The 26,076-nt window shown below is 71.5% G+C and carries 22 protein-coding genes and 1 pseudogene; 15 read left to right on the forward strand and 8 right to left on the reverse strand.

The window, feature by feature from the left end:
• Position 1: 1 nt before the first annotated feature.
• The 5 genes from KIS93_RS09915 to KIS93_RS09935 form a co-directional block, all read right to left on the reverse strand.
• Positions 2-1,171, reverse strand: a complete 1,170-nt coding sequence (locus KIS93_RS09915; RefSeq protein WP_080038180.1) for a sensor histidine kinase — start codon at positions 1,169-1,171, stop codon at positions 2-4.
• 54 nt (positions 1,172-1,225) lie between these two features.
• Positions 1,226-1,909, reverse strand: a complete 684-nt coding sequence (locus KIS93_RS09920; protein ID WP_080038181.1) for a response regulator — start codon at positions 1,907-1,909, stop codon at positions 1,226-1,228.
• Positions 1,906-3,129: a sensor histidine kinase gene (locus KIS93_RS09925; protein WP_080038182.1), complete on the reverse strand. Its 1,224-nt coding sequence runs from the start codon at positions 3,127-3,129 to the stop codon at positions 1,906-1,908. The genes KIS93_RS09920 and KIS93_RS09925 overlap by 4 nt, the downstream gene beginning before the upstream one ends.
• A 149-nt stretch (positions 3,130-3,278) precedes the next feature.
• Positions 3,279-3,716, reverse strand: a complete 438-nt coding sequence (locus KIS93_RS09930; protein ID WP_080038183.1) for a hypothetical protein — start codon at positions 3,714-3,716, stop codon at positions 3,279-3,281.
• 88 nt (positions 3,717-3,804) lie between these two features.
• Complete coding sequence (locus KIS93_RS09935; RefSeq protein ID WP_080038184.1) at positions 3,805-4,596, reverse strand: phytanoyl-CoA dioxygenase family protein; 792 nt, start codon at positions 4,594-4,596, stop codon at positions 3,805-3,807.
• A 92-nt stretch (positions 4,597-4,688) separates the two neighbouring features.
• On the opposite strand from KIS93_RS09935, the gene KIS93_RS09940 reads away from it, so the two are divergent.
• A complete protein-coding gene (locus tag KIS93_RS09940) occupies positions 4,689-5,360 on the forward strand; it encodes an AraC family ligand binding domain-containing protein (RefSeq protein ID WP_222107378.1) in 672 nt (223 codons plus the stop codon).
• Positions 5,336-5,554 (forward strand): helix-turn-helix transcriptional regulator, encoded by a 219-nt coding sequence (locus KIS93_RS63240; protein ID WP_246005247.1) that lies wholly within the window; start codon positions 5,336-5,338, stop codon positions 5,552-5,554. Before KIS93_RS09940 ends, KIS93_RS63240 begins: the two co-directional genes overlap by 25 nt.
• Positions 5,555-5,556: 2 nt before the next feature.
• Here the strand turns inward: KIS93_RS63240 and KIS93_RS09945 are convergent, their stop codons facing one another.
• Positions 5,557-6,849 (reverse strand): RICIN domain-containing protein, encoded by a 1,293-nt coding sequence (locus tag KIS93_RS09945; RefSeq protein WP_080046658.1) that lies wholly within the window; start codon positions 6,847-6,849, stop codon positions 5,557-5,559.
• A gap of 316 nt (positions 6,850-7,165) precedes the next feature.
• A complete protein-coding gene (locus KIS93_RS09950) occupies positions 7,166-7,936 on the reverse strand; it encodes a FadR/GntR family transcriptional regulator (protein ID WP_080038186.1) in 771 nt (256 codons plus the stop codon).
• Positions 7,937-8,055: 119 nt separating this feature from the next.
• Here KIS93_RS09950 and KIS93_RS09955 point away from each other — a divergent pair, with 119 nt between their 5' ends.
• Genes KIS93_RS09955 through KIS93_RS09970 form a run of 4 tightly spaced genes read left to right on the forward strand, consistent with a single transcriptional unit; the run spans position 8,056 to position 12,289 of the window.
• Positions 8,056-9,333, forward strand: coding sequence for an ABC transporter substrate-binding protein (locus tag KIS93_RS09955; protein ID WP_080038187.1), 1,278 nt, complete (start codon positions 8,056-8,058; stop codon positions 9,331-9,333).
• Positions 9,334-9,337: 4 nt separating this feature from the next.
• A complete protein-coding gene (locus tag KIS93_RS09960) occupies positions 9,338-10,285 on the forward strand; it encodes a carbohydrate ABC transporter permease (RefSeq protein ID WP_222107379.1) in 948 nt (315 codons plus the stop codon).
• A complete protein-coding gene (locus tag KIS93_RS09965; RefSeq protein ID WP_080038188.1) occupies positions 10,285-11,112 on the forward strand; it encodes a carbohydrate ABC transporter permease in 828 nt (275 codons plus the stop codon). The genes KIS93_RS09960 and KIS93_RS09965 overlap by 1 nt, the downstream gene beginning before the upstream one ends.
• Before the next feature lies 1 nt (position 11,113).
• Positions 11,114-12,289, forward strand: a complete 1,176-nt coding sequence (locus tag KIS93_RS09970; protein WP_080038189.1) for a mandelate racemase/muconate lactonizing enzyme family protein — start codon at positions 11,114-11,116, stop codon at positions 12,287-12,289.
• Between the two features lie 296 nt (positions 12,290-12,585).
• On the opposite strand, the gene KIS93_RS09975 is transcribed toward KIS93_RS09970, so the two are convergent.
• A complete protein-coding gene (locus tag KIS93_RS09975) occupies positions 12,586-13,326 on the reverse strand; it encodes a FadR/GntR family transcriptional regulator (RefSeq protein WP_080038190.1) in 741 nt (246 codons plus the stop codon).
• Positions 13,327-13,616: 290 nt separating this feature from the next.
• On the opposite strand from KIS93_RS09975, the gene KIS93_RS64900 reads away from it, so the two are divergent.
• From KIS93_RS64900 to KIS93_RS10015, 9 genes and pseudogenes are all read left to right on the forward strand, one after another.
• Positions 13,617-15,968 carry an RICIN domain-containing protein gene (locus KIS93_RS64900; RefSeq protein WP_230466111.1) on the forward strand — a complete coding sequence of 784 codons (2,352 nt, stop codon included), beginning with the start codon at positions 13,617-13,619 and terminating at the stop codon, positions 15,966-15,968.
• Positions 15,969-16,005: 37 nt separating this feature from the next.
• Positions 16,006-18,810: a PQQ-dependent sugar dehydrogenase gene (locus KIS93_RS09985; protein WP_080038191.1), complete on the forward strand. Its 2,805-nt coding sequence runs from the start codon at positions 16,006-16,008 to the stop codon at positions 18,808-18,810.
• 11 nt (positions 18,811-18,821) lie between these two features.
• Positions 18,822-20,534, forward strand: a complete 1,713-nt coding sequence (locus KIS93_RS09990) for a ThuA domain-containing protein (RefSeq protein WP_080038192.1) — start codon at positions 18,822-18,824, stop codon at positions 20,532-20,534.
• A gap of 9 nt (positions 20,535-20,543) precedes the next feature.
• Positions 20,544-20,720 (forward strand): annotated as a pseudogene (locus tag KIS93_RS64905) (ATP-binding cassette domain-containing protein); the annotation flags it as partial.
• Between the two features lies 1 nt (position 20,721).
• Positions 20,722-20,970, forward strand: a complete 249-nt coding sequence (locus KIS93_RS64910) for a hypothetical protein (RefSeq protein ID WP_230466644.1) — start codon at positions 20,722-20,724, stop codon at positions 20,968-20,970.
• Positions 20,967-21,158: a hypothetical protein gene (locus KIS93_RS10000; protein WP_186404068.1), complete on the forward strand. Its 192-nt coding sequence runs from the start codon at positions 20,967-20,969 to the stop codon at positions 21,156-21,158. Before KIS93_RS64910 ends, KIS93_RS10000 begins: the two co-directional genes overlap by 4 nt.
• Complete coding sequence (locus KIS93_RS10005) at positions 21,145-22,329, forward strand: ABC transporter substrate-binding protein (RefSeq protein ID WP_080046661.1); 1,185 nt, start codon at positions 21,145-21,147, stop codon at positions 22,327-22,329. The genes KIS93_RS10000 and KIS93_RS10005 overlap by 14 nt, the downstream gene beginning before the upstream one ends.
• 38 nt (positions 22,330-22,367) lie before the next feature.
• Positions 22,368-22,577 (forward strand): hypothetical protein, encoded by a 210-nt coding sequence (locus KIS93_RS10010; protein WP_155126915.1) that lies wholly within the window; start codon positions 22,368-22,370, stop codon positions 22,575-22,577.
• A gap of 29 nt (positions 22,578-22,606) precedes the next feature.
• A complete protein-coding gene (locus tag KIS93_RS10015) occupies positions 22,607-26,074 on the forward strand; it encodes a ThuA domain-containing protein (protein WP_080038195.1) in 3,468 nt (1,155 codons plus the stop codon).
• Positions 26,075-26,076: the final 2 nt, after the last annotated feature.

Genomic DNA, 26,076 nt, shown 5'->3' on the forward strand with positions numbered 1-26,076 from the left:
CTCACCCGCATGGCAGGCGCACCTCGACCCTGAAGCCGCCCTCCGGCAGCGGCGCCCCGTGCGCCGTGCCGCCGAGGGCGGCGGCACGCTCGTGGATGCCGAGCAGGCCGTACCCGCCCGCGCCGGAGCGCTCGCGCTCCCCGCCCCCGCTGCCGTCGTCCGTCACCTGGAGGTGCAGCGCGTCCGCCGCGTACCGCAGCACCACCTCGGCGGTGGCGTCCTTCTCGGCGTGCTTGAGCGTGTTCGTCAGCGCCTCCTGCACGATCCGGTACGCGGCCTGCCCCACCTCGGACGGCACCTCGCGCGGGCTGCCCTCCACCCGTAATCGCACGTCGAGCGGCAACCACTCGGTCATCTCCCGGATCGCCCCGATGCCCGGCTGCGGCGCCGCCGGGCCCTCCCGCAGCACGCCGAGCAGCAGCCGCAGCTCGGCCAGCGCCGTGCGGCCCACGTGCCCGATCGCCTCGACGGCCGCGCTCGCCCCGGCCTGGTCGCCGTTCAGCAGCGCGACGCCCGCGCTCGACGACTGGATCACCATGGCGCTCACGTTGTGCGCCACGATGTCGTGCAGCTCGCGCGCGATGCGGATGCGCTGCTCCGCCAGCGCCGCCTGCGCCTTGCTCTCCTCGGCGCGGGCCGCCGCGCGCGCCACCGCCTCCGCCTCCGAGCGCCGCAGCCTGCCCAGCCCCCACGCCGCCGCGCAGGTCACGAACGAGACCAGGTAAAGGTCGGCGGGTGGCTCGGGAAGCACGGGCCCCATCCAGATGCGCACCACTGTGACGAGCGTCGGCAGCAGCGTGCCCGCGAGGAAGACGAGCGGCCGGCCCGAGGACGTCCACCGGCCGGCGGTGTAGAGCGCCAGCATGAGCGCGGTCGGCGTGCTCAGCTCCGACCACGAGGCGTTCCACTCCGCCCAGATGTCCCACCGCCCGCCCGCCAGCCACAACGTCCACACCAGCGCCAGCACCTGCACCGGGTACCGGCGGCGCAGGGCGATGCTCGCGTACGCCAGCAGGTCGCCCCAGAACGTCACCGGCAGGAGGCCGGGAGTGGCGATGGTGTGCTCGCTGTAGGGCACCTCCACCAGCAGGAACGTGCAGGCTGCCGCGGCCAGCAGCGCGTCGGCGAGCTGAGGGTGCTCGCTCCACCAGTCGAGGGCTCGCCGGATCATGGTCGAACGCTACGGCCGGGACGCCCCGCGCGCCAGCCGAAGATCCACCCGCTTTCACACGGGTGCCGCGCCCTCCCTGCCGGGGGTGATGAGGCCGGACTCGTACGCCAGCGCCACGACCTGGGCCCGGCTGGACAGGTTGAGCTTCGTCATCGTCCGGTTGAGGTGCGTCTTGACGGTCGCCTCGCTGACCTGCAGCCGGGTGGCGATCTCAGCGTTCGACAGCGCCCGCCCGACCAGCTTGAGCACCTCCACCTCGCGGGCGGTCAGCGGGTGCAGCGCGGGCGAGCGCAGCGCGGCGGGCGGGTCGGCCCGGCTGGTGTACGCCTCGATCAGGCGCCGGGTGACGCTGGGGGCGAACAGCATGTCGCCCGCCGCGACGGTGTGGACGGCGGCGATGAGCCGCTCCGGCGGGGTGTCCTTCAGCAGGAACCCCGAGGCGCCGATGCGGAGCGCGTCGTAGACGTACTTGTCCAGGTCGAAGGTGGTCAGGATGAGCACCCGGGGCGGCTGCTCGCCCCTGGCGGACAGGATGTGCTCGGTCGCGGTCACGCCGTTCATGCCCGGCATCCTGATGTCCATGAGGATGACGTCGGGCCCGGTGGCGGCCGCCTGGTCGATGGCCTCCTCACCGGTCGCCGCCTCCCCGACGACGTCGAGGCCGGGGGCCGCGCGCAGCAGCGCCGCCAGACCCGCGCGGACGAGGATCTGGTCGTCCACGACCAGCACCTTGATCATGACTCTGGCTCACCGTCCGTCGGGGGAGTGGGGCTCACGGGGGACAGGGGCAGGGTGACCACGACCTCGAACCCGCCCGACGGCTTCGGCCCGGCCGTGACCGTTCCCCTGTAGAGCTTGACGCGTTCGCGCATGACGATCAAGCCGTGGCCCTCCTCCCGCACGGCGGCGGCCGCCCCGCGCCCGTCGTCGGTGACGCGCAGCTCCAGCTCGCCGCCGTAGTGCAGGCGGACCCGCGCGGTGGCGGGGCCCGCGTGCCGCAGCACGTTGGTCAGGCACTCCTGCACGACGCGGTACGCGCACAGGTCGATCCCGGGCGGCAGCGGGCGTACCGAGCCGGTGACCGACACCTCGACCGGCAGGCCCGCCGACCGCATCCGCTCCACGAGCTGGTCGAGCCGCTCCAGCCCCGGCGCGGGGTCGTAGCCTTCGTCCTCGGTGTCGATGCGCAGGATGGACAGCAGGCGTCTCATCTCGCCCAGGGCCTCGCTGCCGGTGCCGGCGATGGTGGCCAGCGCGCCGCGCGCGGTGGCCGGGTCGGAGCCGAGCACGTACCGGGCCAGCCCGGCCTGGATCACGATCACCGACATGTGGTGGGCGACCACGTCGTGCAGCTCCCTGGCGATGCGCATCCGCTCCTCCGTCACCGCGCGCCGCGCCTTGTCCTCCTGCTCCTGGCGCAGCCGCTCGGTGAGGCGGGCCAGCCGGTCGTTGCGCTCGGTCAGCATCCTGGTGCTGTTGCCGAACGTCCACGCGACGGCGGTCATGATGCTCGTCTGCGCGACGTTCGGCCAGACGAACGGGGCCGGGGCGAGGAACGCCGCGTGCCACAGCGACAACGCCGGCGGCAGGGCGCACGGCACCGACACGGCGGGCGCCCGCAGGGAGGCGACGGTGTAGAGCGCCAGCAGCGGCGCCACCCCGTTCAGCCGGGCGTCGTGACCGGCCGCGTGGAAGACGACCGAGGCGGCCGAGGAGATCATCAGGACGGTGACGGGGACGCGCCGGCGCCAGGCCAGAGCGAGGTTCGCCACCAGGGTCAGCGCCACGCCGGCCGGGTCCAGCGGGCGCAGCGCGTAGCCCGCGCCGGCCGGGTCGTCGCCCAGGACGCGGCCGAACACCAGGGTGACGCCGGCCACCACGAGGCCGAACAGCAGGTCGGTGAGGAAGGGGTTCGTCACGGCGAGCCGTCCGACGGACGACAGCACCTTTGCGCGCATCAGCGCATGCTAGCCGTGAGCGCCCGCGTCACTCATCACTCGTGCGGATGAGCGCCGCTACAACCAGCGCGGTACGCGCGCGGCGGCGTACCGCGCCCGGTTGACCCGCGCGGCGGCGTATCGCGGCCGGTCGACCCGCGCGGCGGGGGTCAGACCGCCACCTCCGTCACGGTGAGCGTCCTGGTGTCCTCGGTCACCCACTCGGGCCTGCCGTCCACGGCCTTGCCGAGCCTGAGCGTGACCTCGACCGAGTCGCCCGTGCGGACGACGTCGTTGCGGGGCGCGAAGATGAGCAGCCGCTGGTGGGTCTTCCCGTCGCAGTTGAGGCGGTAGCGGCCCGCGCCCGCGACGTTCTCGCCGTCCTTGCGGAGCGCGCCGTGCACGAACCGGATGTCGGAGCCGGCGTCGCAGGAGTAGGTGAACCAGAGGCGCAGGGCCTCGGGCCGCTGGAGGAACTTCTCCAGGCGCTGGGCCTGGCTCGCGTTGGCGGCCAGGGCGGGCGCGGCGGGCAGCGCGGCGAGCGTGGCCGCCGCGACGAGCGCCGCGGCGGCCAGCCGGAGGAGGGAACGGTGGGCGGGGGTGACCATGATGTGCCTTTCTCGTGCGGATTCCCTCCATGTAATCACTTAAAGTAATCAGATAACTACTATCCGTATATGGACAAGAGGGTGTCCGTCAGGCCCAGGGACGGGGGAAGGTGTCGCCGTCCAGCCGCTCGCCCGCCGCGAGCCCGAGGGGATCGGTGACGACGTGCCCGGCGCCGCTGTAGCGGGTGGCCTCGTCCATGTAGATGGTGACGTGCGCGAGCCGGGCCTGCCCCGTCCGGTTCGGCAGCGCCATGTGGCCCGTGTAGCCGCTGTGGAAGGTGCAGTCGCCGGCGCGCAGCGGCACGGTGACCCGGGGCGCCCACCGCAGCGACGGGTCCACCTCGAACAGGTCGTCCTCGTGGTGCAGGTCCTGCGGGCGCAGGCCGGTGCGGTCCTGGGTGCCGGGCAGGAACGTCATGCAGCCGCGCTCCGGCGGCACGTCCACCAGCGCGATCCAGGCCGACAGCGGCAGCCGGTCGCCCGTGTGCGGCCAGTAGGGGCGGTCCTGGTGGAACTCCGTGGCGGCGTTGTTGTGCGGCTCCTTGACGAGCAGCTGGTCGTGCCAGAGCCGCAGCGGGAACCCGGCGAGCTGCTCGGCGATCCGGCCGAGCCGCCGGTCGAGCGTGAGCTCCCGCAGCGCCGGGTCGCGCTGCCAGACGTTGACGAGCTGGCTGAAGACGCCGCCCCGCTCCAGGCTCTCGGCGCGGTGCGCCTCCAGGAACGCCTCGGCGGCGGCCCTGAAGCGCTCGGCCTGGCCGGGCGTCAGAACGCCCCGCACTCGGACGAAACCGTGCTCGCGGTAGGCCGTCACCAGCTCCTGCGGCACCGTGCCGTCGGCGCGGACGTCGCTGGGGGCGTGCTCGGTCGTGTTCGTTGCCATCGCTGACCTCCGTAGTCGGGATGGCACCAGCGTCGCCGGGCGAGGCGCTCCGGGGCTAGGCCGATCGCGGCCGGTGGTCGTACGATCCCGACATGCCCCGCACGCTGCACGAGCACGCGCTGTTCACCGGAGCCCCCGTCCTGGCCGGGGTGCACCGCCTCGATCTCGACGTCGAGCCGCACGCGCACGACTTCCTGGAGATCGCGGTGATCGGCGCAGGGCGGGGGCGGCACGTGACCAGCCAGGGCGAGCGGCCGCTGCGCCGCGGGCAGGTCGTCGTGCTGCGCCCCGGCGCCTGGCACGGGTTCCGCGGCTGCGAAGGCCTCGTCGTCGCCAACTGCTGCCTGTCCGCGCAGGCGCTGCGGGCCGAGCTGGCGGCGCTGCACGAGCTGCCGCTGCTGCGCCGGCTGCTGTGGACCGACCCGGTGGCGTCCGGCACGCACGGCGTGGCGGTCACCGCGGTCGACCCGGCCGCCGCCGGCGAGGCCGTCACGGAGATCGGCCTGCTCGAACGGGACCTCGCGGCCGATCGGCGGCGGCCGGGCCGGGTGCTGGGCCGCCTGGTCAGCGTGCTCGGCGTGCTGGCCGACGGCCGCGCCCCGAGCCGGAGACGCCCGGCCCCGCCGTCCACCCCGCCGTCGCCGCCACCGTCGCCCGGCTGGAGGCGGCGCCCGACCGGGCGTGGCGGCTGGACGACCTCGCCCGCGCCGTCAACCTGGATCCCGCCTACCTCGGCCGGCTGTTCAAGCGGCACGCCGGGGTGACGCCGCTGGACTTCCTGGCCCGGCTGCGGGCCGAGCGCGCCGCCACCCTGCTGGCGCACTCGGCCCTGCCGGCCGCCCGGGTCGGCGCCGCCGTCGGATGGGACGACCCGACGTACTTCGCGCGCCGCTTCCGCGCCCTGGTCGGGCTGACGCCCACCGAGTACCGGCGGCGCAGCCGGTCGGAGACCCGCTGACGTCAGGCGCGGGTCCACTTCTGGTTGGTGCCGCCGTGGCAGGTCCAGATCTGGACCTTGGTGCCGTTGGCGGTGCCGGCGCCGCTGACGTCCAGGCACTTGTTCGCGCCGACGGCGGTGATGCTGCCGTCGCTGTTCAGACGCCACTTCTGGTTGTTCTGGCCGTTGCAGGTCCACGTGATGACCGCCGTGCCGTCGGCCGTGCCGGCCGCGTTGACGTCCAGGCACCGGCCGTCGGACGTCTTCAGCTCACCCGCACTGGTCGAGGCCCACTGCTGGTTCGCCTGGCCGTTGCAGTCCCAGATCTGCACCTGCGACGTGCTCGGAACGTCCAGGCAGCGGCCGGAGCCGACGCCCTTGATCGTGCCCGTCGCCGGCGGGTTCGGGTCGCCGCCGCCCAGGCGGGTGAAGAAGTCCCAGACCACCGGCCTGGTCCACGAGTTCTCGCCGGGCTCGTAGTCGCCCGGCCGTCCATCCACGGGGTTGGGGGTGTGGCCCGCGTCGAACGCCGCCCACGCCACCGGATAGCCGCTACGGCATCCCGAGTAGTAGGTGACGACGTGCGTCAGGCTGCCCTGCGCGGGCTCCGGCGGGTTCTGCGCGGTGCAGCCGTTGTTCCTGACGAACCGGTCACGCAGCGACCGGCCCGCCGAGATGTTCAGCACCGGGTCGCGCAGGCCGTGCAGCCCGATGTACGCGACGGGCTCCGTGCCGCCGCTGCACCCGCTGAGCTGCGCGCCCGAGTAGACCGCCACCGCGCGGAAGACCGACGCCCTGGCGCACGCCAGCGCGTAGCTCATGCCGCCGCCGTAGCTGAAGCCCATGGCGAAGCGCTGCGTGGTGTCCACGCACAGGTCCGCCTCGATCCTGCGGATCATGTCGTCGACGAACGTGATGTCCTCGCCGCCCGAGTTGGCCCAGCCGTTGCCGAGGCCCTGGGGCGCCACGAAGATCGCGGTGTTGTTCGACAGTGCTCGCAGCCCGTAGTAGGACCACGGATAGCCGCTGGTCCCGCCGCTGTCGACGTCGCCGGCGGTGCCGCCGTTCCAGTGGAATCCGAAGATCAGCCGGTACGGCGTCGTGTTGGAGTAGTTGTCGGGAATTCGCAGGATGAAGCTGCGGTTCTTGCCGCTCGTGGTGATCGACTGGGAGCCGCTTCTCAGCGTCGGGGTCTTACCGCATCCCGCGGTGGGGCCGGCCATTGCCGTCTGCGCCATCGCCGTCTGCGCCGCGGCGGGGACGATGAGCAGAACCGCGGAGAAGACGGCGGTGAGAAATAATCTGAGCCTGGACATCACGCACATTCCTTTGCCGTTCTCGTGATGACACGCATGCGGGGGAAAGCCGTGCGGGCGCGCCGAATTCGCGCTGCGCCTGAACCGGCCGGATTTTCGCGATGTTAGCGCTAACTAAACTGCCGCCGAATCCCTGTTCTCCTTTCTTCGGGGCGGCTGCCGGTGATGGTGCAGCGGAGCAAATCCGACCGTGACAAGACCTGTCAAGGCGCGGCCCGCCGGGCGTCGGGAGCCGGTGCGGGCAAGCGCCCGCGCGCTCCTCCGCCTGACCAGGACAAGCGGCCGCGGCCGCCGCCGACCCCGGGGCGTGAAAGTTTCAGCGCCGCAGCCGCACGGGATCGGCCGTCCCGCTGCGGCGCACGATCCAGGCCTCGGTGATGTGCTGGAACATCGCCTCGGCGGCCCCGCCGGGGTCGTGCGCGGCGATGCGCTCGTAGATGCGGCGGTGGCCGAGGTTCGACGCCACGCACAGGGCCCGCTCGGTGCGGCCCAGGTAGCGGGCGGTGTTGACCACCTGGCCCTCCAGCGACCGCACGACGGCGCGGGCGATCCGGTTGCCCGACGCCCGCATGATCGTGTCGTGGAAGGCGCGGTCGCTCTCGGCGTACGTGGCCGGGTCGTCCACCAGCTCGTCCATCCGATCGACCAGCTCGCGCAGCCGGTCGACGGTGTCGGGCCCGGCCAGGCGGGCGGCGACGTTGGCCATGTCGGACTCCAGCACGCGCCGCGTCACGACGAGGTCGTCGAGGATCGCCAGGCTCTCGTCCTCGGCGATGGTCGCCGTCAGCACGAGCTCGTCGAGCAGGTCCCACGTCGCCGGCGGGGTCACCATGGTGCCCGAGCCCTGACGGACCTGCACCAGCCCCTTCTCCTGGAGGATCTTCACGGCCTCGCGCACGACGGTGCGGCTCACGGAGAACGCCTCGCACAACGCGGGCTCGGGCGGCAGCACGGTGCCCGGCGGGTAGACACCGCGGACGATGCGCTCCACCAGCTCGGCCGTCACCGCCCTGGCCAGACTCGCCGGGCGGCGAACCCAGGCCGGTGGCGCCGGGACACCCCCGGACGTTTCCTGAGATGCCGTCATTTCGCCTCCGGTGCCCTGGCAAGCCAGTATACGCGCCCCCTCTTGCCGTCAGACGTCATACGAATTACGTTTGCGAGCAGTCGGCCGGATCCAGCGGCCGCTCCGGGAAGCGGGCAACGATGAAGCAGCGAGCGTTATGGTCGGCCCTCATCGCCGCGGCACTGGCCGTGGCCGGCTGCGGGAGCGCGACCCGCACGGACACCCCGTCCGGCGACCCCCAGCAGAAGCAGCGCAAGCTCGTGGTGTGGGACTGGAAGTCCGGCGAACCGGCCGCCGCCACCTACATCGAGCAGGCCAAGGCCGACTTCGCCAAGCGGCACCCGGAGGTCACGGTCGAGTTCGTCGCCCAGCCGTTCGACCAGTACTACACGCTGCTCGGCACCGCGATCCAGGCGGGCAAGGGGCCCGACGTGATGCTGTTCAACGGGGGCGGGCAGATCCGCGACCGGGCCGGCGCGCTCCTCCCGCTCGACGAGTACGTGGCCGGCGACAAGAGCCGGCTGGCCGGCTGGGAGGCGTTCAGCAAGGACGGCAAGGTCTACGCCGCGCCGGTCACCCTGCAAGGCCACCCCATCTACTACAACAAGGCGCTCTACGAGAAGGCCGGCCTCGACCCCGCCGCCCCGCCCAAGACCTGGGACGAGCTGGTCACCGGCTGCGCCGCCATCAAGAAGGCGACCGGAGCCGCCTGCTTCGCGCTCGGCAACAAGGAGGGCTTCGGCATCCAGTTCTTCCTGTCGGGCCTCGGCTCCGGCATCCTCACCCCCCGCGAGTACGACGACTGGATCGCCGGCAAGCGCGACTGGGACTCCCCGAACGTGCGGCGCGTCTTCGAGCTGTGGAAGCAGACCGGCGACAAGGGGCTGAACAACGACGGCGCCAACTCCACCGCGATGTTCAGCGACGTCTTCACCGTCTTCGAGACCGGCAAGGCCGCCCACATCATCGGGCTGATGTCGGACGTCGGGCACTGGAACGACTTCGCCGAGTTCCTGCCGCCCGACAAGATCGGCGTCATGACCGCCCCGGTCGTCACCGAGGGGGCCACCCCGAGCCTGCCGTACGACGGCGGCATCGGCTACGCGGTCGCCAAGTGGACCAAGGACCCCGCCCTGGCCGCCGACCTCGTACGCTCCCTCACCTCGACCGGCGCCCTGACCGCCTTCTACCAGAAGGCCGGCGCGATCGCGTCCGACACGACGATCGACGTCACCCAGGCCGGCCCCGCCGTCGCCGCGATCGCCTCCGAGATCAAGACCGGCCGGCCCGCCCTGCACGTGGCGCTGTCGTCCAAGACCCTCGACCTCATGGGCCGGCTGTCCCAGCAGCTCCTCAGCGGCTCCACCACCGTGGACAAGGCGGTGGAGCAGCTCGCCGCCTCCGACCGGAAGGGCTGACCGCGTGCCGATCGGAGCACCGCCGCGAGCCCATCAGCGCAGCCCGGCGATCGCACGGCGGCAGGGAGGATCCCACCGGGACGCCCGCAAGGTGCGGGCCGAACGGCTCGCGCCCTACGTCCTGGTGGCCCCCGCCGTCCTGATCATCGTGGCGCTGCGCCTGTGGCCGCTGGCCCTGGGCGTCAACTTCTCCTTCACCGGCGACGGCGACCTCAACGGCACCCCCGTCGGGCTGGGCAACTACCTGGAGCTGGCCGCCGACCCGCTGTTCCGCGTCTCGCTGCGCAACGTCGGCCTGCTGGTGCTGCTGCTCCCCGTGGCGGTGGCGATCCCGGGCCTGCTCGCCACCTTCATCTACCTGCGCGTGCCCGGCCACCGCGTCTACCGCAGCGTCTACTTCTTCCCCGCGGTGCTGTCGCCGGTGATCGTCGGCGCGATCTTCAACCTCCTGCTCGGGTACGACGGCCCGCTGAACTCCCTGCTCGCGGCGTTCGGCGCCGGCCCCGTGGACTGGCTCGGCGACCCCGGCATCGCCATGTTCACGGTGACCGGCGTGCACATCTGGGCCACGTTCGGGATGGCCCTCGTGGTGTTCCTGGCCGGGTTCAGCACCCTCGACGCCACCCTGCTGGACGCCGCCCGCGTGGACGGCGCGTCCCTCGCCCGGACCATCTGGCACGTGATCATCCCGAGCCTGACCCGCACCATCCAGTTCGTCTTCGTGACGACGATGATCGGAATGCTGACCTCCATGTTCGGCCTGCTCTTCGTCATGACCAGCGGCGGCCCGGAGGGCTCCACCTACCTGCCGGAGTACTACATCTGGCACCAGCAGGGGCAGATGAACCGGCCGGCGCTCGCCTCGGCCGCCTCCACCGTCCTGTTCGTCGTCATGCTCGTCGTCGGGCTGCTGCAGATCACCCTGCTCCGGCGGACCGGGAGGCAGGACTGATGCCCGGCACGCGCCTGGCCAGGTGGGCGGCCGCCGTCCCGATGGCCGCCCTCGCGCTGGCGACGATCTACCCGCTCGTGTTCACCGCCAACGTCGCCATGAAGACCCGCCGCGACTACGTCCTCGACCGGTTCTCCCCGGCGGCGTCCCCGCGCTGGGACAACCTCGCCGAGGCGTGGGCCGGCGCCGGGATGGCACGCTACTTCGTCAACTCGTTCGTCGTCGTCGCGTGCGCCGTGGCCCTCCTGCTGCTGCTGGGGTCGATGGCCGGCTTCGCGCTGGCCCGGCTGCGCTTCCGCGGCTCCTCGGTGATCTTCCTCGGGTGCCTCGCGGGGCTGTTCGTCCCGTTCCAGGTGATCATGGTGCCGCTCACCAGGGTCATGGCCGACACCGGGCTCGTCGACACCTACCCCGGGCTGATCCTGGCCTACGTCGCCCAGTTCCTCCCCTTCACCGTCTTCCTGATGACCAGCCACTACCGGACCATCCCGGCGGAGATCGTCGACGCGGCCAGGATCGACGGCAACACCGTCTACGGCGTCTACCGGCGCATCATGCTCCCACTCGGCGCGCCCGCGCTGCTGTCGGTCGGCATCCTCGACGCCCTGTTCTGCTGGAACGACGTGCTCATCGCCCTGCTCATGATGCCGTCACCCGAGCACCGCACCCTCATGATCGGCGTCAACGCGCTACGCGGCCAGTACTCCGACGACATCCCCACGTTCGCCTCCGGGATCCTGATCGCCGCGGTGCCCGTACTGATGATCTACCTGTTCCTCCAGCGCCAGATCGCCGACGGCGTCACCGCCGGCTCCACGAAGGGCTGACATGCGGATCACCGGATATCGCACCATGACCACGGTCCAGGAATGGGGCCGGCCCGTCGGAGACGTCAACGGGGTCTTCGCCGACGGGGCCGTCCCCGTGCCGCTCGTCCTCGTGGACACCGACGAGGGCATCACCGGCGTCGGCCTCGGGCCGCACGTCGAGATCGAGGCCGTCTTCGCCGCCATCGAGGGCGAGGACCCGCGCAGCGTCACCGCTCTCTACGACCGCATGCTGCGGCGCACGTTCAAGGCCGGCCACGCCGGCGCCGTCTTCGGCACCATCGGCGCGCTCGACACCGCCCTGTGGGACATCAAGGCGCAGGCCGCCGGCGAGCCCCTGTGGCGCCTGCTCGGCGGGCGCGACCGGCAGGTGCCCGCCTACGCCTCCGGCCTCGACATCGGCCTCACCGACGACGAGCTCGTCGCCGTCCACCAGGAGTACGCCCGGCACGGGCTGCGCGCCGCCAAACTCAAGGGCGGCCTCGACATCGAACGCGACCGGCACCGCCTCACCCTCGTCCGGGACGTCCTCACCGAGGCGGGGCACGGCGCCCGGCCCGGCCTGATGCTCGACGTCAACGAGGCCTGGACCCGCAAACAGGCGGTCCGGCACGTCTGCGAGCTCGAACGCGCCCTCGACCTCACATGGATCGAGGAGCCGGTGCGGCGCTGGGACGCCGAAGGACTCGCCGCCGTCGGCCGCGGCATCCGCGCCTCCGTCGCCACCGGCGAGAACCTCACCGGGCTCGAACAGTTCCGCCCGCTGCTGGCCGCCGGCGCCGTCGACATCGTCCAGACGGCCGTCGTCTGGGGCGTGTCCCACTTCCTGCGCGTCGCCGCCCTGGCCCACGCCCACGACCTGCCCGTCAGCCCGATCGGCGCCACCCCCGTCCCGCTGCTGCACGCCGCCACGTCCGTCCCCAACCACCTGGCCAGCGAACTGCAGGACCTCCACCCGCCCCGCGGCCTGTCCCTCGACCTGCACATCGAGGACGGCGCCTTCATCCTCGGCGACTCGCCGGGCCTGGGCATCACGATCGACGAACGAACGATCGACACCTCCGCCCGCCACCCCGCCACCCGCGCCGCGGAGGGCCCCCACATCCGCCCCGAACACGCCGGCCGCCGCCTCCTGGCCGTCACCGGCAACTCCTGCCCAGCACGGCGGCCAGGATGACAACAGCCGGGACGCCCCAGGCCGGATCGGACCGCAGCCCACCGCGCCCCCCGCCCACCACCGCCCCTGCACAGGCGGCGCCCGCCACCGCTCGTGCCCGGGGCGCGCCCGCCGCTGGCCGCGCCTGGTGCGGGCTGGCCGTTGTGTGTGCCTGGGCCGCGCCCGCCGCTGGCCGCGCTCGGGGTGTGCTGGTCGTTGTGCGTGTCCAGGCCGCGCTCGCCTGCCGGCCACCGCCTGCCCCACGCCCCACCAGCCGCCCCCACGCCGGCGCGCCGGGCCGAGGTGGGGCGGGCGGGTCAGTGGGAGGAGAAGAAGAGGCGCTGCTGGATCTCGCGGCGGTAGTCGTCGAGGGTGTTGTCGATGTGCGTGGCCGCCGATTGGGCCGCCGCCTCCGGGTCGCCGGCGCGGATGGCCTGGTAGATGGCGTCGTGCTCCTCGACGGCCTTGGCGGCGTGCCCGCCGACGGAGCCGCGCAGCCCGATGAGGCTCGACTGCGCCTGCAGCCGGCGCGCCTCCCGGACGGCGACCTGGAGGAACATGTTGTGCGAGGCGGTGGCGATGGCGGTGTGGAAGGCGTCGTCGCCCTCGTTGAACAGCTCCTCCCGCCCGGTCTCGAAGCCGTGGCGGCACACGCCGGCGGCTTCCTCGATGGCGCGCAGCTCGGCGGGGGTGGCGCGGCGGGCGGCGAGCCGGCTGGTCTCCATCTCCTGCGCCCGGCGGAACTCGAACAGCATGTAGACGTGGTCGAGGTCGGTGGGGAGGAAGAAGGACCCCCAGCGCCCGGTGCCGAACATGCCCTCGTCGTCGGCGACGTACAGGCCGCGGCCCTTCTGGGCGCGCACGCGGCCGAGCGCGGAGAGGATCTTCACCGCCTCGCGGACGACGGTGCGGCTGGTGCCCAGTTGCTGGGCCAGCTCGTTCTCGGTCGGCATGCGGTCACCGGGCCGCAGGCCGAGCCGGACGATCAGTTCGAGCACCTGCTCGGCCGCCACCTCGTAGCCCGGCCGGTATCCGCTCTCGCGCGGGGTGTCGGTCACCGTGCTTCCTCCTCGCCGTTCCCTGCATGAGTATGACTGATCGTCCGGCCCTCCCTCGGACGGGTCTTCCTCGATGTGTACGACACATATGAACGGTTCATTCGCGAGCGATCGCCACCGCCGCACCCGGTCGCAGACAAAGCGCCAGGTAAATCAGCAAAAAGGCTCACCACAGTCGTACTAAAGGTGTGCGCATCGCGAAATAAGCGGGCTTAAAGTCTTGACGGATCTGCAAGATCCGAACGTAATGAGGAGCGAGGCCGGCGCCCCTACCCCCCAAAGGAACGACTGTGCCATTACCTTCGCGACCCCTCCTGATCGGCATCGTCACCGCCGCGCTGTCCGCGGCGTTCGCCCTCGTCGCCCCCGCCACCTCGGCGAGCGCGGCCACCACGACCCTGTACGCGGCCCCCGCCGGCACCGGCACCGCCTGCACCTCCGCCCAGCCGTGCGCGCTGCCCGCCGCGCAGGCGGCGGTGCGCTCGCTGAACGCCGGCATGTCCGGTGACATCGTGGTGGAGCTGGCCGGCGGGGTGTACCGCCTGTCCCAGCCGCTGCGGCTGACCGCCGCCGACTCCGGCACCAACGGCTACACCGTCAGGTGGCAGGCCGCGGCCGGCGCCACCCCCGTGATCAGCGGGGCCAGGGCGGTCACCGGCTGGTCCCTGGCCGACTCCGGGAAGAACATCTGGCGCGCCTCCGTCGGCGCCGGCATCGACAGCCGGCAGCTGTACGTGGACGGCGCGCTCGCCACCCGGGCCCGCACCGCCGTCAACCGCTCCGACTTCACCGCGAGCAGCACGGGCATGAGGTTCACCAGCGGCGCCCTGAGCTACCTGAACAACCTGGCGAACCAGGGCCGGATCGAGATGGAGAGCGTCGGCTCGTTCACCGACCGGTACTCCCCGGTGCAGAGCATCGCCGGCAACCTCATCACGATGAAGCAGCCGGCCTGGAACAACAACAACTTCGGCTACGACACCTTCACCAGCCCGCACCGGGCGGGGCCGCTCTACCTGGTCAACGCCTACGAGTTCCTCGACTCGCCGGGGGAGTGGTACCTCGACCCGGGGACCGGCACCCTGTCGTACATCCCGCTCGCCGGGCAGAGCATGGGCAACGTCAGCGTGGAGCTGCCGGTGCTGCAGTCGCTGGTGCAGGTCGGGGGCACCTATGACGCGCCCGCGCACCACCTGACGTTCAGCGGCATCACCTTCACCGGCACGAGCTGGCTCGGCCCGAGCAGCGACCAGGGCTACGTGGACCAGCAGACCGGCGCCTACATGGCCGGCAACTGGAGCTGGCCCGCCTTCACCTCCTGCCACGAGGGCTGCCGCCAGTTCGAGGCGACCCGGCCGAACTGGTTCCAGATGCCCGCCGCCGTGCAGGTCTCCGCGGCCAACACGATCACGTTCACCGACTCGCGCTTCGTCAACCTGGGACAGACGGCGATCGGCATCGGCAACGACGCCAACGCGCACGCCAGCGGCGTCGGCCTGGGCGCCTCCGGCATCACGGTGACCCGCTCGGAGATCGCGCGCAGCTCGGCCGGCGGCGTCGTGGTCGGCGGCGTGCGCGCCGACGCGCACCACCCCAGCGACGCGCGGATGGTCAACCGCGACATCACGGTCAGCGACAACCGCATCCACGACCTCGGACTCGACCACCGCGGCATCGTCTCGGTGCTGACCACGTACGTCACCGGCACCGACGTGTCCCACAACGAGGTCTACAACCTCCCCTACACCGGCATGTCGATCGGGTACGGCTGGGGCTCCAACGAGCCGGGCGGCAGCACCCACTACGCCAACCGCGGCCTGTACGACTTCCAGCCCCGCTACACCACGGCCACCACCGCCTCCGGCAACAAGCTCGTCGGCAACTACGTGCACGACGTGATGCAGCAGATGACCGACGGCGGCTGCATCTACACGCTGTCGTGGAACCCGGGCGCGGTGATCAGCGACAACCACTGCCTGCGCACCAATGGCTGGTTCGGCGTCTACTTCGACGAGGGCTCCCGGTACTACACGGTCAGGAACAACGTCCTGGCGAACACCGGCACGTGGGCGACCGCGAACTACTGGGGCGGCGAGAACATGGGCAACTTCACCGTCACCGGCAACTGGTCGACCAACGGCAGCACCAACGTGACCAACGGCGACCGCGGCAACGTGGTGAACAACAACGTCACGGTCGCCAACGGCGCCTGGCCGTCCGGCGCGCAGGCCGTGATCGCCGCCGCCGGCCCCCGGAGCGGGCCCTCGGGGAACACCGGTCCGATCAAGGGCGTCGGCTCCGGCCGCTGCCTGGACGTTCCGAGCACGTCGCAGGTGCAGATCTGGGACTGCAACGGTCAGGCGAACCAGCAGTGGGCGTCGACCAGTGCGGGTGAGCTGAAGACGTCCGACGGCAGGTGCCTGGACGTCAACGCGGCCGGCACGGCCGACGGCACCGCGGTCATCACGTGGACCTGCAACGGCCAGAACAACCAGAAGTGGCGCCTGAACAGCGACGGCAGCATCACCGCCGTCGGCGCGAACAAGTGCCTGGACGTCAGCGGCGCCGGCACCGCCAACGGCACCAAGGTCCAGATCTGGACCTGCCACGGCGGCACCAACCAGAAGTGGACCCGCGCCTGACCGGTCCTCCTGTCACAGGAGGAGGAGGGAACCCCCCATGCCCCGACGTCTGCGGCTCGCCCTGATCGCCGCGATGCTGGCCACGACGGCGCTCCACGCGTCCCCGGCGAACGCCGTCGACATCCCGCCGTCCGACTACCAGCAGGTGTCGCTCGCCTCGGGCGGCGCCGAGCTGGGCGAGGCGATGTCCCTGGCCGTGCTGCCGAACCGGTCGGTGGTGCACACCGCCCGCGACGGCACGGTCCGCATCACCGACGCGGCCGGCACCACGAAGGTGGCCGGCAAGCTCAACGTCTACACCCACGACGAGGAGGGCCTGCAGGGCGTGGCGGCCGACCCCGGCTTCGCGTCGAACCGCTACCTGTGGCTCTACTACTCGCCGCGGCTCAGCACGCCGACCGGCGACGCGCCGAGCACCGGCACGCAGTCGCAGTTCGACCAGTGGAAGGGTGAGCTGTACCTGTCGCGGTTCACCCTCAAGTCGGACGACACGCTCGACCTGAGCAGCGAGAAAGTGGTCCTGCGGGTGCAGAACGACCGCGGCCAGTGCTGCCACGTGGGCGGCGACATCGACTTCGACGCCGCCGGCAACCTGTACCTGACCACCGGCGACGACACCAACCCGTTCGAGTCGAGCGGCTACGCCCCGCTGGACGAGCGCACCAACCGCAACCCGCAGTACGACGCCCAGCGCTCGGCCGCCAACACCAACGACCTGCGCGGCAAGCTCCTGCGCATCAAGCCGCAGCCCGACGGCAGCTACACGATCCCCAGCGGCAACATGTTCCCGCCGGGAACGGCGAAGACCCGGCCGGAGATCTACGCCATGGGCTTCCGCAACCCGTTCCGGATGAGCGTGGACAAGGCGACCGGCGTCGTCTACCTGGGCGACTACGGTCCGGACGCCGGCGTGACCAGCTCCACCCGGGGGCCGAGCGGGCAGGTGGAGTTCGACCGCGTCACCGGGCCGGGCAACTACGGCTGGCCGTACTGCACCGGCACGAACACCACCAGCGAGACCTACAACGAGTGGAACTTCGCCACCAACAGCACCGGCCCGAAGTACGACTGCGCGGGCGGCCCCACCAACAACTCCTTCCGCAACACCGGCCTGACCACGCTGCCCTCGGCGAAGCCGGCCTGGATCCGGTACGCGGGGGACGCCGGCAGCCCGCCGGAGTTCGGCTCCGGCTCCGAGTCGCCGATGGGCGGCCCCGTCTACCGCTTCGACCCCGCCCTGAGCTCGTCCGTCAAGTTCCCCCAGTCGCTCGACGGGCGCTTCTTCGCCGGCGAGTACGGCCGGCGCTGGATCAAGGCCATCGAGGTCCGGCAGGACGGCGGCTACGGCGAGATCGCGGCCTTCCCCTGGTCGGGCACGCAGGTGATGGACATGGCGTTCGGCCCGGACGGAGCCCTGTACGTGCTCGACTACGGCACCGGGAGCAACAACCAGGCGCTGTACCGCATCGAGTACATCGGCAGCGCCAATCGCAACCCGATCGCCAAGGCCTCCGCCGACCGGACGTCCGGCCCGGCGCCGCTGACGGTGAGCTTCTCCTCGGCGGGCAGCTCGGACCCGGAGGGCGGCGCGCTGACGTACGCGTGGAGCTTCGGCGACGGCACCACCTCCACGGCGGCGAACCCGTCCAAGACCTACACCGCGAACGGCACGTACACGGCGACGCTCACCGTCCGTGACCCGCAGGGCCTCACCGGCACGGCGAGCGTGATCGTGACCGTCGGCAACACCGCGCCGTCGGTCACCCTCACCGCCCCCACGGACGGGCAGCTGTTCTCCTTCGGTGACACCGTGCCGTTCCAGGTCACGGTCACCGACCCGGAGGACGGCACGGTCGACTGCGACCGGGTGACCGTCGCCTACCTGCTCGGCCACGACAGCCACCGCCACCAGATCACGTCCAAGACGGGCTGCTCGGGCTCGATCGCGGTGCCGGTGGACGGCGAGCACGACGCCGCGGCCAACATCTACGGCGTCTTCGAGGCGTCCTACACCGACCAGGGCGGGCTGACCTCCACCAGCGCCCGCGTCCTGCAGCCGCGGCACCGGCAGGCCGAGCACTTCGGCGCCCAGCAGGGCGTGCAGACGGCCGACCACACCACGGCGGAGGGCGGTAAGACGGCCGGCTTCGTCGACGACGGCGACTGGATCTCCTTCCAGCCGTACGGCCTGGCCTCCGCGACGCGGTTCACCGCCCGGGTGTCGTCGGGCGGCGCGGGCGGCCGGATCGAGGTGCGGGCCGGCTCGCCGACCGGCACCCTGCTGGGCACGGCGACCGTGGCGAGCACCGGCGGCTGGGACACCTTCGCCGACGTCTCGGCGGCACTCAGCGGCGCGCCGGCCGGCACGACCACGCTCTACCTGGTCTTCCGCGGGCCGACCGGGCAGGGGTACCTGTTCGACGTGGACGCCTTCACCTTCGACACCGGCACCCCGTCGAGCAGCACGAGCGCGCTCAAAGGCGTCGGCTCGGGCCGCTGCCTGGACGTCAACGGCGCTTCCCAGGCCAACGGCGCGCTGGCGCAGATCTGGGACTGCAACGGTCAGGCGAACCAGCAGTGGACCTCGACCAGCGCGGGTGAGCTGCGCGTCTACGGCTCCAAGTGCCTGGACGTCAACGGCGCCGGCACCGCCGACGGCACCGCCGTCATCATCTGGGACTGCAACGGCCAGAACAACCAGAAGTGGCGCCTGAACAGCGACGGCACGATCACCGCCGTCGGCGCGAACAAGTGCCTGGACGTCGGCGCCACCGCCAACGGCACCAAGGCCCGCATCTGGACCTGCACCGCAGGCACCGGCCAGCGCTGGACCCGCGTCTGAAAGGGACCCCCATGCTGCGACCTCCGACCCCCACCGCACTGAGACGCCTGGCGGCGACCGTGGCGGCCCTCATCGCCGCCGCGATACTGATCCCCGCCGTCCCCGCCCAGGCCGCCGCCTTCAAGGTGCTCGTGTTCTCCAAGACGGCCGGGTTCCGGCACGACTCGATCCCCGCCGGCATCCAGGCCATCCGCGACCTGGGCGCCACCGGCGACTTCACCGTCGACGCCACCGAGGACGGGAACGCCTTCACCGCGGCCAACCTGGCCCAGTACCGAGCGGTGGTGTTCCTCAGCACGACCGGCGACGTGCTCAACGACACCCAGCAAGCCGCCTTCCAGGCGTACGTGGACGGCGGCGGCGGCTACGTGGGCGTGCACGCCGCCGCCGACACCGAGTACAACTGGCCCTACTACGGGCAGCTCATGGGCGCCTGGTTCAACAACCACCCGGCGATCCAGCAGGCCACCGTACGCACCGAGGACCGGGCGCACGCCGCCACCGCGCACCTCGGGGCGACCTGGTCGCGCACCGACGAGTGGTACAACTACCGCACCAACCCGCGCCCGAACGTGCGCGTGCTGCAGAGCCTCGACGAGGGCAGCTACAGCGGCGGCGGCATGGGCGACCACCCGATCACGTGGTGCCACCCGCAGTCGTCCGGCCGCTCGTTCTACACCGGGCTGGGGCACACCCAGGAGTCGTACGCCGACCCGAGCTTCCGCGCGCTGCTGCTCGGCGGCATCCGGTACGCGGCCAAGGCCGTCAACGCCGACTGCCGCCCGGAGACCGGGTACACGGCGCTGTACAACGGCTCGACCACGGGCTGGTCGCAGGCGGGCCCGGGATCGTTCGCCAACAGCGACGCCACGCTGACCTCCCAGGGCGGCATGGGCATGTTGTGGTACAGCGCCAAGGAGCTGCGCTCCTACTCGCTCAAGCTCGACTGGAGGATGACCGGCGACTCCAACTCCGGCGTGATCGTCGGCTTCCCCGCCACGAGTGACCCCCAGGCGGCCCTCGACACCGGTTACGAGGTGCAGATCGACGCGACCGACACCACGGACAAGACGACCGGGGCCATCTACGGGGTCAAGGCCGCCGACATCGCCGCCCGCGACGCGGCGCTGAACCCGCCCGGCCAGTGGAACACCTTCGAGCTGCTGGTGGAGGGTGAGCGGCTGCAGGTGTTCCTGAACGGCACCAAGATCAACGACTTCACCAACACGGACCCGGCCCGCTCCCTCCAGCAGGGCTACCTCGGCCTGCAGAACCACGGCTCCGGCGACGTGGTGTCCTTCCGCAACGTCCGCGTCAAGGAGCTGACCAGCACGCCGGGCGGCGGCACGGGCCCGCTCAAGGGCGCCGGCTCCGGCCGCTGCCTGGACGTCAGCGGCGCCTCGCAGGCCAACGGCGCGCTGGCGCAGATCTGGGACTGCAACGGTCAGGCGAACCAGCAGTGGACCTCGACCAGCGCGAGTGAGCTGCGCGTCTACGGCAGCAAGTGCCTGGACGTCAACGGCGCCGGCACCGCCGACGGCACCGCCGTCATCATCTGGAGCTGCAACGGCCAGAACAACCAGAAGTGGCGCCTGAACGCCGACGGCACGATCACCGCCGTCGGCGCGAACAAGTGCCTGGACGTCGGCGGCACCGCCAACGGCACCAAGGCCCGCATCTGGACCTGCACCGCGAGCGCCGGCCAGCGCTGGACCCGGGGCTGAGGCCGGACGATGCTGAGCATGCGCGGCATCGGCAAGAGCTTTCCGGGCGTGCCGGTGCTGTCAGGGGTGGACCTCGAGGCGACGGCCGGCGAGGTCCACGCCGTCGTCGGCGAGAACGGCGCCGGCAGGTCCACCCTGATGAAGATCATGTGCGGGGTGCACCGGCCGGACGAGGGTCGCCGAGAACGTGTTCCCCGTCCGCGACACCGCCCTGCGCGCCGCCCGCGCGGCAGGCGCCAGGGCGCGCGACGGTCTCGCCGGCCTGTTCGGACGGGTCCGCCTCCCCTCGGCGCGCCAGGAGCAGGAGGTCCGCTACCTGTCCGGCGGCAACGAGCAGAAGGTCGTGCTCGTCACGCGGCTGACGATGGCGCCACTGCCGGCCGGGCCCGCCGAGGAAGCGGTCATGCGCCTGGCAGCAGGAGAGACGGCTGAATGAACCTGCTCACCCGTCCCGTCCGCGCCCCGGCCAACGGCCGCCTGGGCGAGCCCACGTCCGTGGTGTTCCTCGCGCTGCTCGCCCTGGCCGCGATCGGCTGGGCGCTCGTCGCGGTCGCGGCGGGAGCCGTCCGGCTCCCCTGGAGGAAGCACACCCCCCGAACAGGAGACGCCCATGCCGCGTCGTGAAGCCGCAGCCGCCGCCGTGATCGCCGCGCTCGTCGTCGCCGGGTGCACCACCGATCGGCCCGAGCCCACGACCGCGGCGAGCACCCAGGGCTCCGGTACGGGCGCGCAGTCGAAGTTCTTCGTGCAGGCGGACTTCGACGCGCAGCTCGCCATGCGTTCCCAGACCCCGGAGGGGCCGGCGAACAAGCCGTGGGAGCAGGCCATCGCGCCGAAGATGATCGACACGGCGACGTACAAGAAGGACGGTCCGTACCATCTGTGCTTCTCCAACGCGGCGGTCAACAACCCGTGGCGGCAGGTCGGGTGGAAGACGATGCAGGCCGAGGTGGGCCTGCACAAGGAGATCACCAAGTTCACCGCGCTGGATGCCGAGGGCAAGGACGACAAGCAGATCTCCGACATCGCCGAGTTGCAGGCCAAGGGGTGCGACGCGTTGATCGTCTCGCCGAACACGACGGCGACGCTCACTCCGGCCGTGACGGCGGCGTGTGAGAAGGTGCCCGTGATCGTGTTCGACCGGGGGGTGCAGACCGACTGCCCGGTGACGTTCATCAAGCCCATCGGCGGCTACGCCTTCGGCGCTGATGCCGCCGAATTCCTGGTGGAGAAGGTGCCGGCCGGTGGGAAGGTGCTGGCGTTGCGCATCCTGCCCGGCGTGGACGTGCTGGAGACCCGCTGGTCGGCGGCCAAGGTGGTCTTCGACAAGAGCAAGGTCCAGGTGGTCGGGGTGGAGTTCTCCGACGGTGACGCCGCCAAGACCAAGAGCATCGTCAGCGACTACCTCCAGCGTTACGGCAAGATCGACGGCGTCTGGATGGACGCCGGTGCCACGGCGGTGGCGGCGATCGAGGCGTTCGAGGACGCGGGTCTGCCGGTGCCGCCGATCAACGGCGAGGACCAGCAGGACTTCCTGCAGAAGTGGAAGGACGCCGGTCTGACCGCGGTCGCGCCGACCTATCCGACCTACCAGTGGCGCACCCCGGTGATCGCCGCGCTGAAGATCCTCAAGGGCGAGCAGGTGCCCCAGACGTGGAACCTGCCGCAGCCGAAGGTCACCGGCGAGAACCTGGCGACCTACCTGAAGCCGAACATGCCGCCGCTGCACTACGCGCTGTGCGGCTGCGAGGACCTGCCCGGCTTCCCCGAGGCGTGGGGCGGGACGAAGGGCTGATGCACGTTTCCCGCGACACGATGACGAGGAGGGACGCCATGTTCTCCATCGGAGTGAACACCTGGGTCTGGGTCTCCCCGCTGACCGACGACTGCCACCTCGCACTTGACACCTACCACCTGAACATCGAGGAGAAGGACCCCGCCCAGGCGGCCCGGGCCGCGGCCGGCGCCTCCATCGGGCGGCCCCTCGCAGCAAGCCAGGACGCGCCGGCCACCGACGGCCGCACCTACCTCCGCACGCTCTGAACCGCCCGCCCTCCCCAGGAGACCCCCTCATGCGAAGATCACGCCTGTTCCCCGCCCTGGCCGCCGCCTTACTGGGCCTGCTGATGTCCGTGTCGCCGCAGGTGGCGCACGCGGCCGCGCCGGCGTTCAAGGTGCTGCTGTTCTCCGAGACGGCCAGCGGCGCCTACCGGCACGACTCCATCGCCGCCGGCGTCACGATGTTCCAGCAGCTCGCGGCCGACAACAACTTCCAGCTCGACCGCAGCGAGGACTCCAGCGTCTTCACCAGCGCGGCCATGAGCACCTACGACGCCGTGATCATGTTCCAGACCAGCGGCATGGTCTGGGACAACGACGCCCAGCGCCAGGCCTTCCAGTCCTACGTGCGCAGCGGGCGCGGCGTCGTCGCCGTGCACAACGCCACCGACATGAACATCGAGTCGCAGTTCCCCTGGTGGGACCAGGTCGTCCTGGCCGGCGCCCACATGACCGCGCACTCGTCCATCCTCCAGGGCACCGCCAAGGTGGCCGACAAGGTGCACCCCTCCACGAAGGGGCTGCCGGACCGGTGGGTGCGCACCGAGGAGTGGTACAACTTCGACAAGAACATGCGCGGCTCGGTGCACGTGCTGGTGACCGCGGACGAGACCACCTACGACGCGGGCCCCAACAAGATGGGCGCCGACCACCCGATCTCCTGGTGCCACAACCCGGAGGGCGCGCGCGTGTGGGCCACCGCGATGGGCCACAACGCCTCCTCCTATTCCGAGCCGCTGTTCAAGCAGCACCTGCTCGGCGCCGTGCAGTGGGCCGCGGGCGCGGCGGCGGGCGACTGCGGCGGCACCGTCACCTCCCGCTTCCAGAAGGTGACCCTCGACGGCGCGCCGGACCAGCCGATGGAGCTGGACGTGGCCGCCGACGGCCGCGTCTTCTACATCTCCCGCTCCGGCAAGGTGAACCTGATCCCCGCCGCCGGCGGCGGCACGCGCGTCATCGGCACCCTGTCCGTCTACGACGGCGGCGAGGACGGCGGCATCGGCCTGGCGCTGGACCCGAACTTCGCCACCAACGGCTGGATCTACCTCAACTACTCGCCGGCCAACGGCGGCGAGGTGAACCGGGTGTCCAGGTTCACCTTCAACGGCACCAGCCTCGACCTGTCCAGCGAGAAGAAGATCATCGAGGTGCCGGCGTACCGCAACGTGGACGAGCCCGGGCACACCGGCGGCTACCTCGCGTTCGGGCCTGGCGGCAACCTCTACATCGGCCCGGGTGACGACACCAACCCGAACGGCTCCAGCGGCTACGCCCCCATCGACGAGCGGCAGGGCCGCGAGCACTACGACGCCCAGCGTTCCTCGGCCAACACCAACGACCTGCGCGGCAAGATCCTGCGCATCCACCCCGAAGCGGACGGCACCTACACGATCCCGTCCGGCAACATGTTCGCGCCCGGCACCGCCAAGACCCGGCCGGAGATCTACGCGATGGGCTTCCGCAACCCGTTCCGCTTCTCCGTGGACAAGACGACGGGCTGGATCTCGGTGGGCGACTACGGCCCCGACGCGGGCTCGGCGAACGCCAACCGGGGCCCCGAGGGCACCGTCGAGTGGAACCTGATCAAGCAGCCGGGCTTCTACGGCTGGCCGTACTGCACCGGCAACAACATCCCGTTCAACGACTTCAACTTCGCCACCAACACCTCCGGCGCGAAGTTCAACTGCTCCGCGCCGGTCAACAACTCGCCCAACAACACGGGCCTGACCAACCTGCCCGCCGCCCAGCCGGCGACCGTCTGGTACAACTACCACGCCTCGGCCGAGTTCCCCGAGATCAACTGCTGCGGCGGCGCCGCGCCGATGGGCGGCCCGTTCTACCGCTACGACGCGGCCGGCGCCTCCGACCGCAGGTTCCCCGAGTACTTCGACGGCGCGGCCTTCTTCTACGAGTGGAGCCGCAACTTCGTCAAGGAGTTCCGCCTCGACTCCTCGGGCGGCCTGCTGAAGATCAACCCGTTCGTGGCGCAGCTGGCCCCGAGGGCGCCGATCGACATGAAGTTCGGCCCGGACGGCGCCCTCTACATGGCCGACTGGGGCAACGGCTTCGGCCACGCCAACACCGACGACAGCATCTACCGCATCGACTACGTGGCCGGCAACCGCGCGCCCCTGGCCAAGGCGAGCGCCAGCCCCGACTCGGGCGCCGCGCCGCTGACGGTGGCGTTCTCCTCGGCCGGCTCGGCCGACCCCGACGGCGACGCGATCACCTACGCGTGGGACTTCGGCGACGGCGCCACCTCCACCAGCGCCAACCCCTCCCACACCTACACCGCCAACGGCACCTACCAGGCCAAGCTCACCGTACGGGACTCCGGCGGCAAGACGGGCAGCGTCACCGTGCCCATCGTGGTCGGCAACACCCGGCCCAAGGTGACGTTCTCGGCGCCGCCCGACGGCGGCTTCATCGACTTCGGCGACGACGTGGACTACACGGTCGGCGTCACCGACGCCGAGGACGGGGCCGCCGACTGCACCAAGGTCAACGTCGTCACGGCGCTCGGCCACGACCAGCACGCCCACGACACCGGCCAGTACACCGGCTGCTCCGGCACGGTCACGACCACCGCGTCCGGCCACGACGAGTTCTCCAACGTCTACTACGTCCTGTCCGCCGACTACACCGACCGGGGCGGGCTGAAGGGCACCGCCGGCATCACCTTGCAGCCCAAGCACAAGCAGGCCGAGCACTTCACCGGCTCGTCCGGCATCCGCGTCGTCGAGGAGGCCGGCGCCGAGGGCGGCCGCCGCGTCGGCGACATCTCCAACAACGACTGGATCTCCTTCAGCCCGATCAGCCTGTCCGGCATCGACACGGTGTCCTTCCGTGTCTCGGCGCCGTCCAGCACCGGGGCCTCCATCGAGCTGCGCGCCGACTCGCCGACGGGCGCCCTGCTCGCCTCCGCCTCCGTCCCGGCGACCGGGGGCTGGAACTCCTACGTGTCGCTGCCCGTGGTGCCCGTCACCGATCCGGGCGGCACCCACAACGTGCACGTCGTGTTCAAGGCGCCGTCCGCGAACGCGTTCGACGTGGACGCCATCACCTTCAACGGCGACGGCGTGGGGCAGGGCGACGGCACGCCGCCCGGCGACACGAGCGTGATCAAGGGCGTCGGTTCCGGCCGTTGCCTGGACGCGAGCAACACCACGCAGGCGCAGATCTGGGACTGCAACGGCCAGGCGAGCCAGCAGTGGACCGCGACCGCCGCGAGCGAGCTGCGCACCGCCGCCGGCCGGTGCCTGGACGTGAACGGCGCCGGCACGGCCGACGGCACCGCCGTGCTCGTCTGGGACTGCAACGGCCAGAACAACCAGAAGTGGCGCCTGAACTCCGACGGCACGATCACCGCCGTCGGCGCGAACAAGTGCCTCGACGTCAACGGCGCCGGCACCGCCAACGGCACCAAGGTGCAGATCTGGACGTGCAACGGCGGCGCCAACCAGAGGTGGACGCGTTCCTGACG

This window comes from [Actinomadura] parvosata subsp. kistnae, assembly GCF_900323885.1.
GTDB lineage: Bacteria > Actinomycetota > Actinomycetes > Streptosporangiales > Streptosporangiaceae > Nonomuraea > Nonomuraea composti.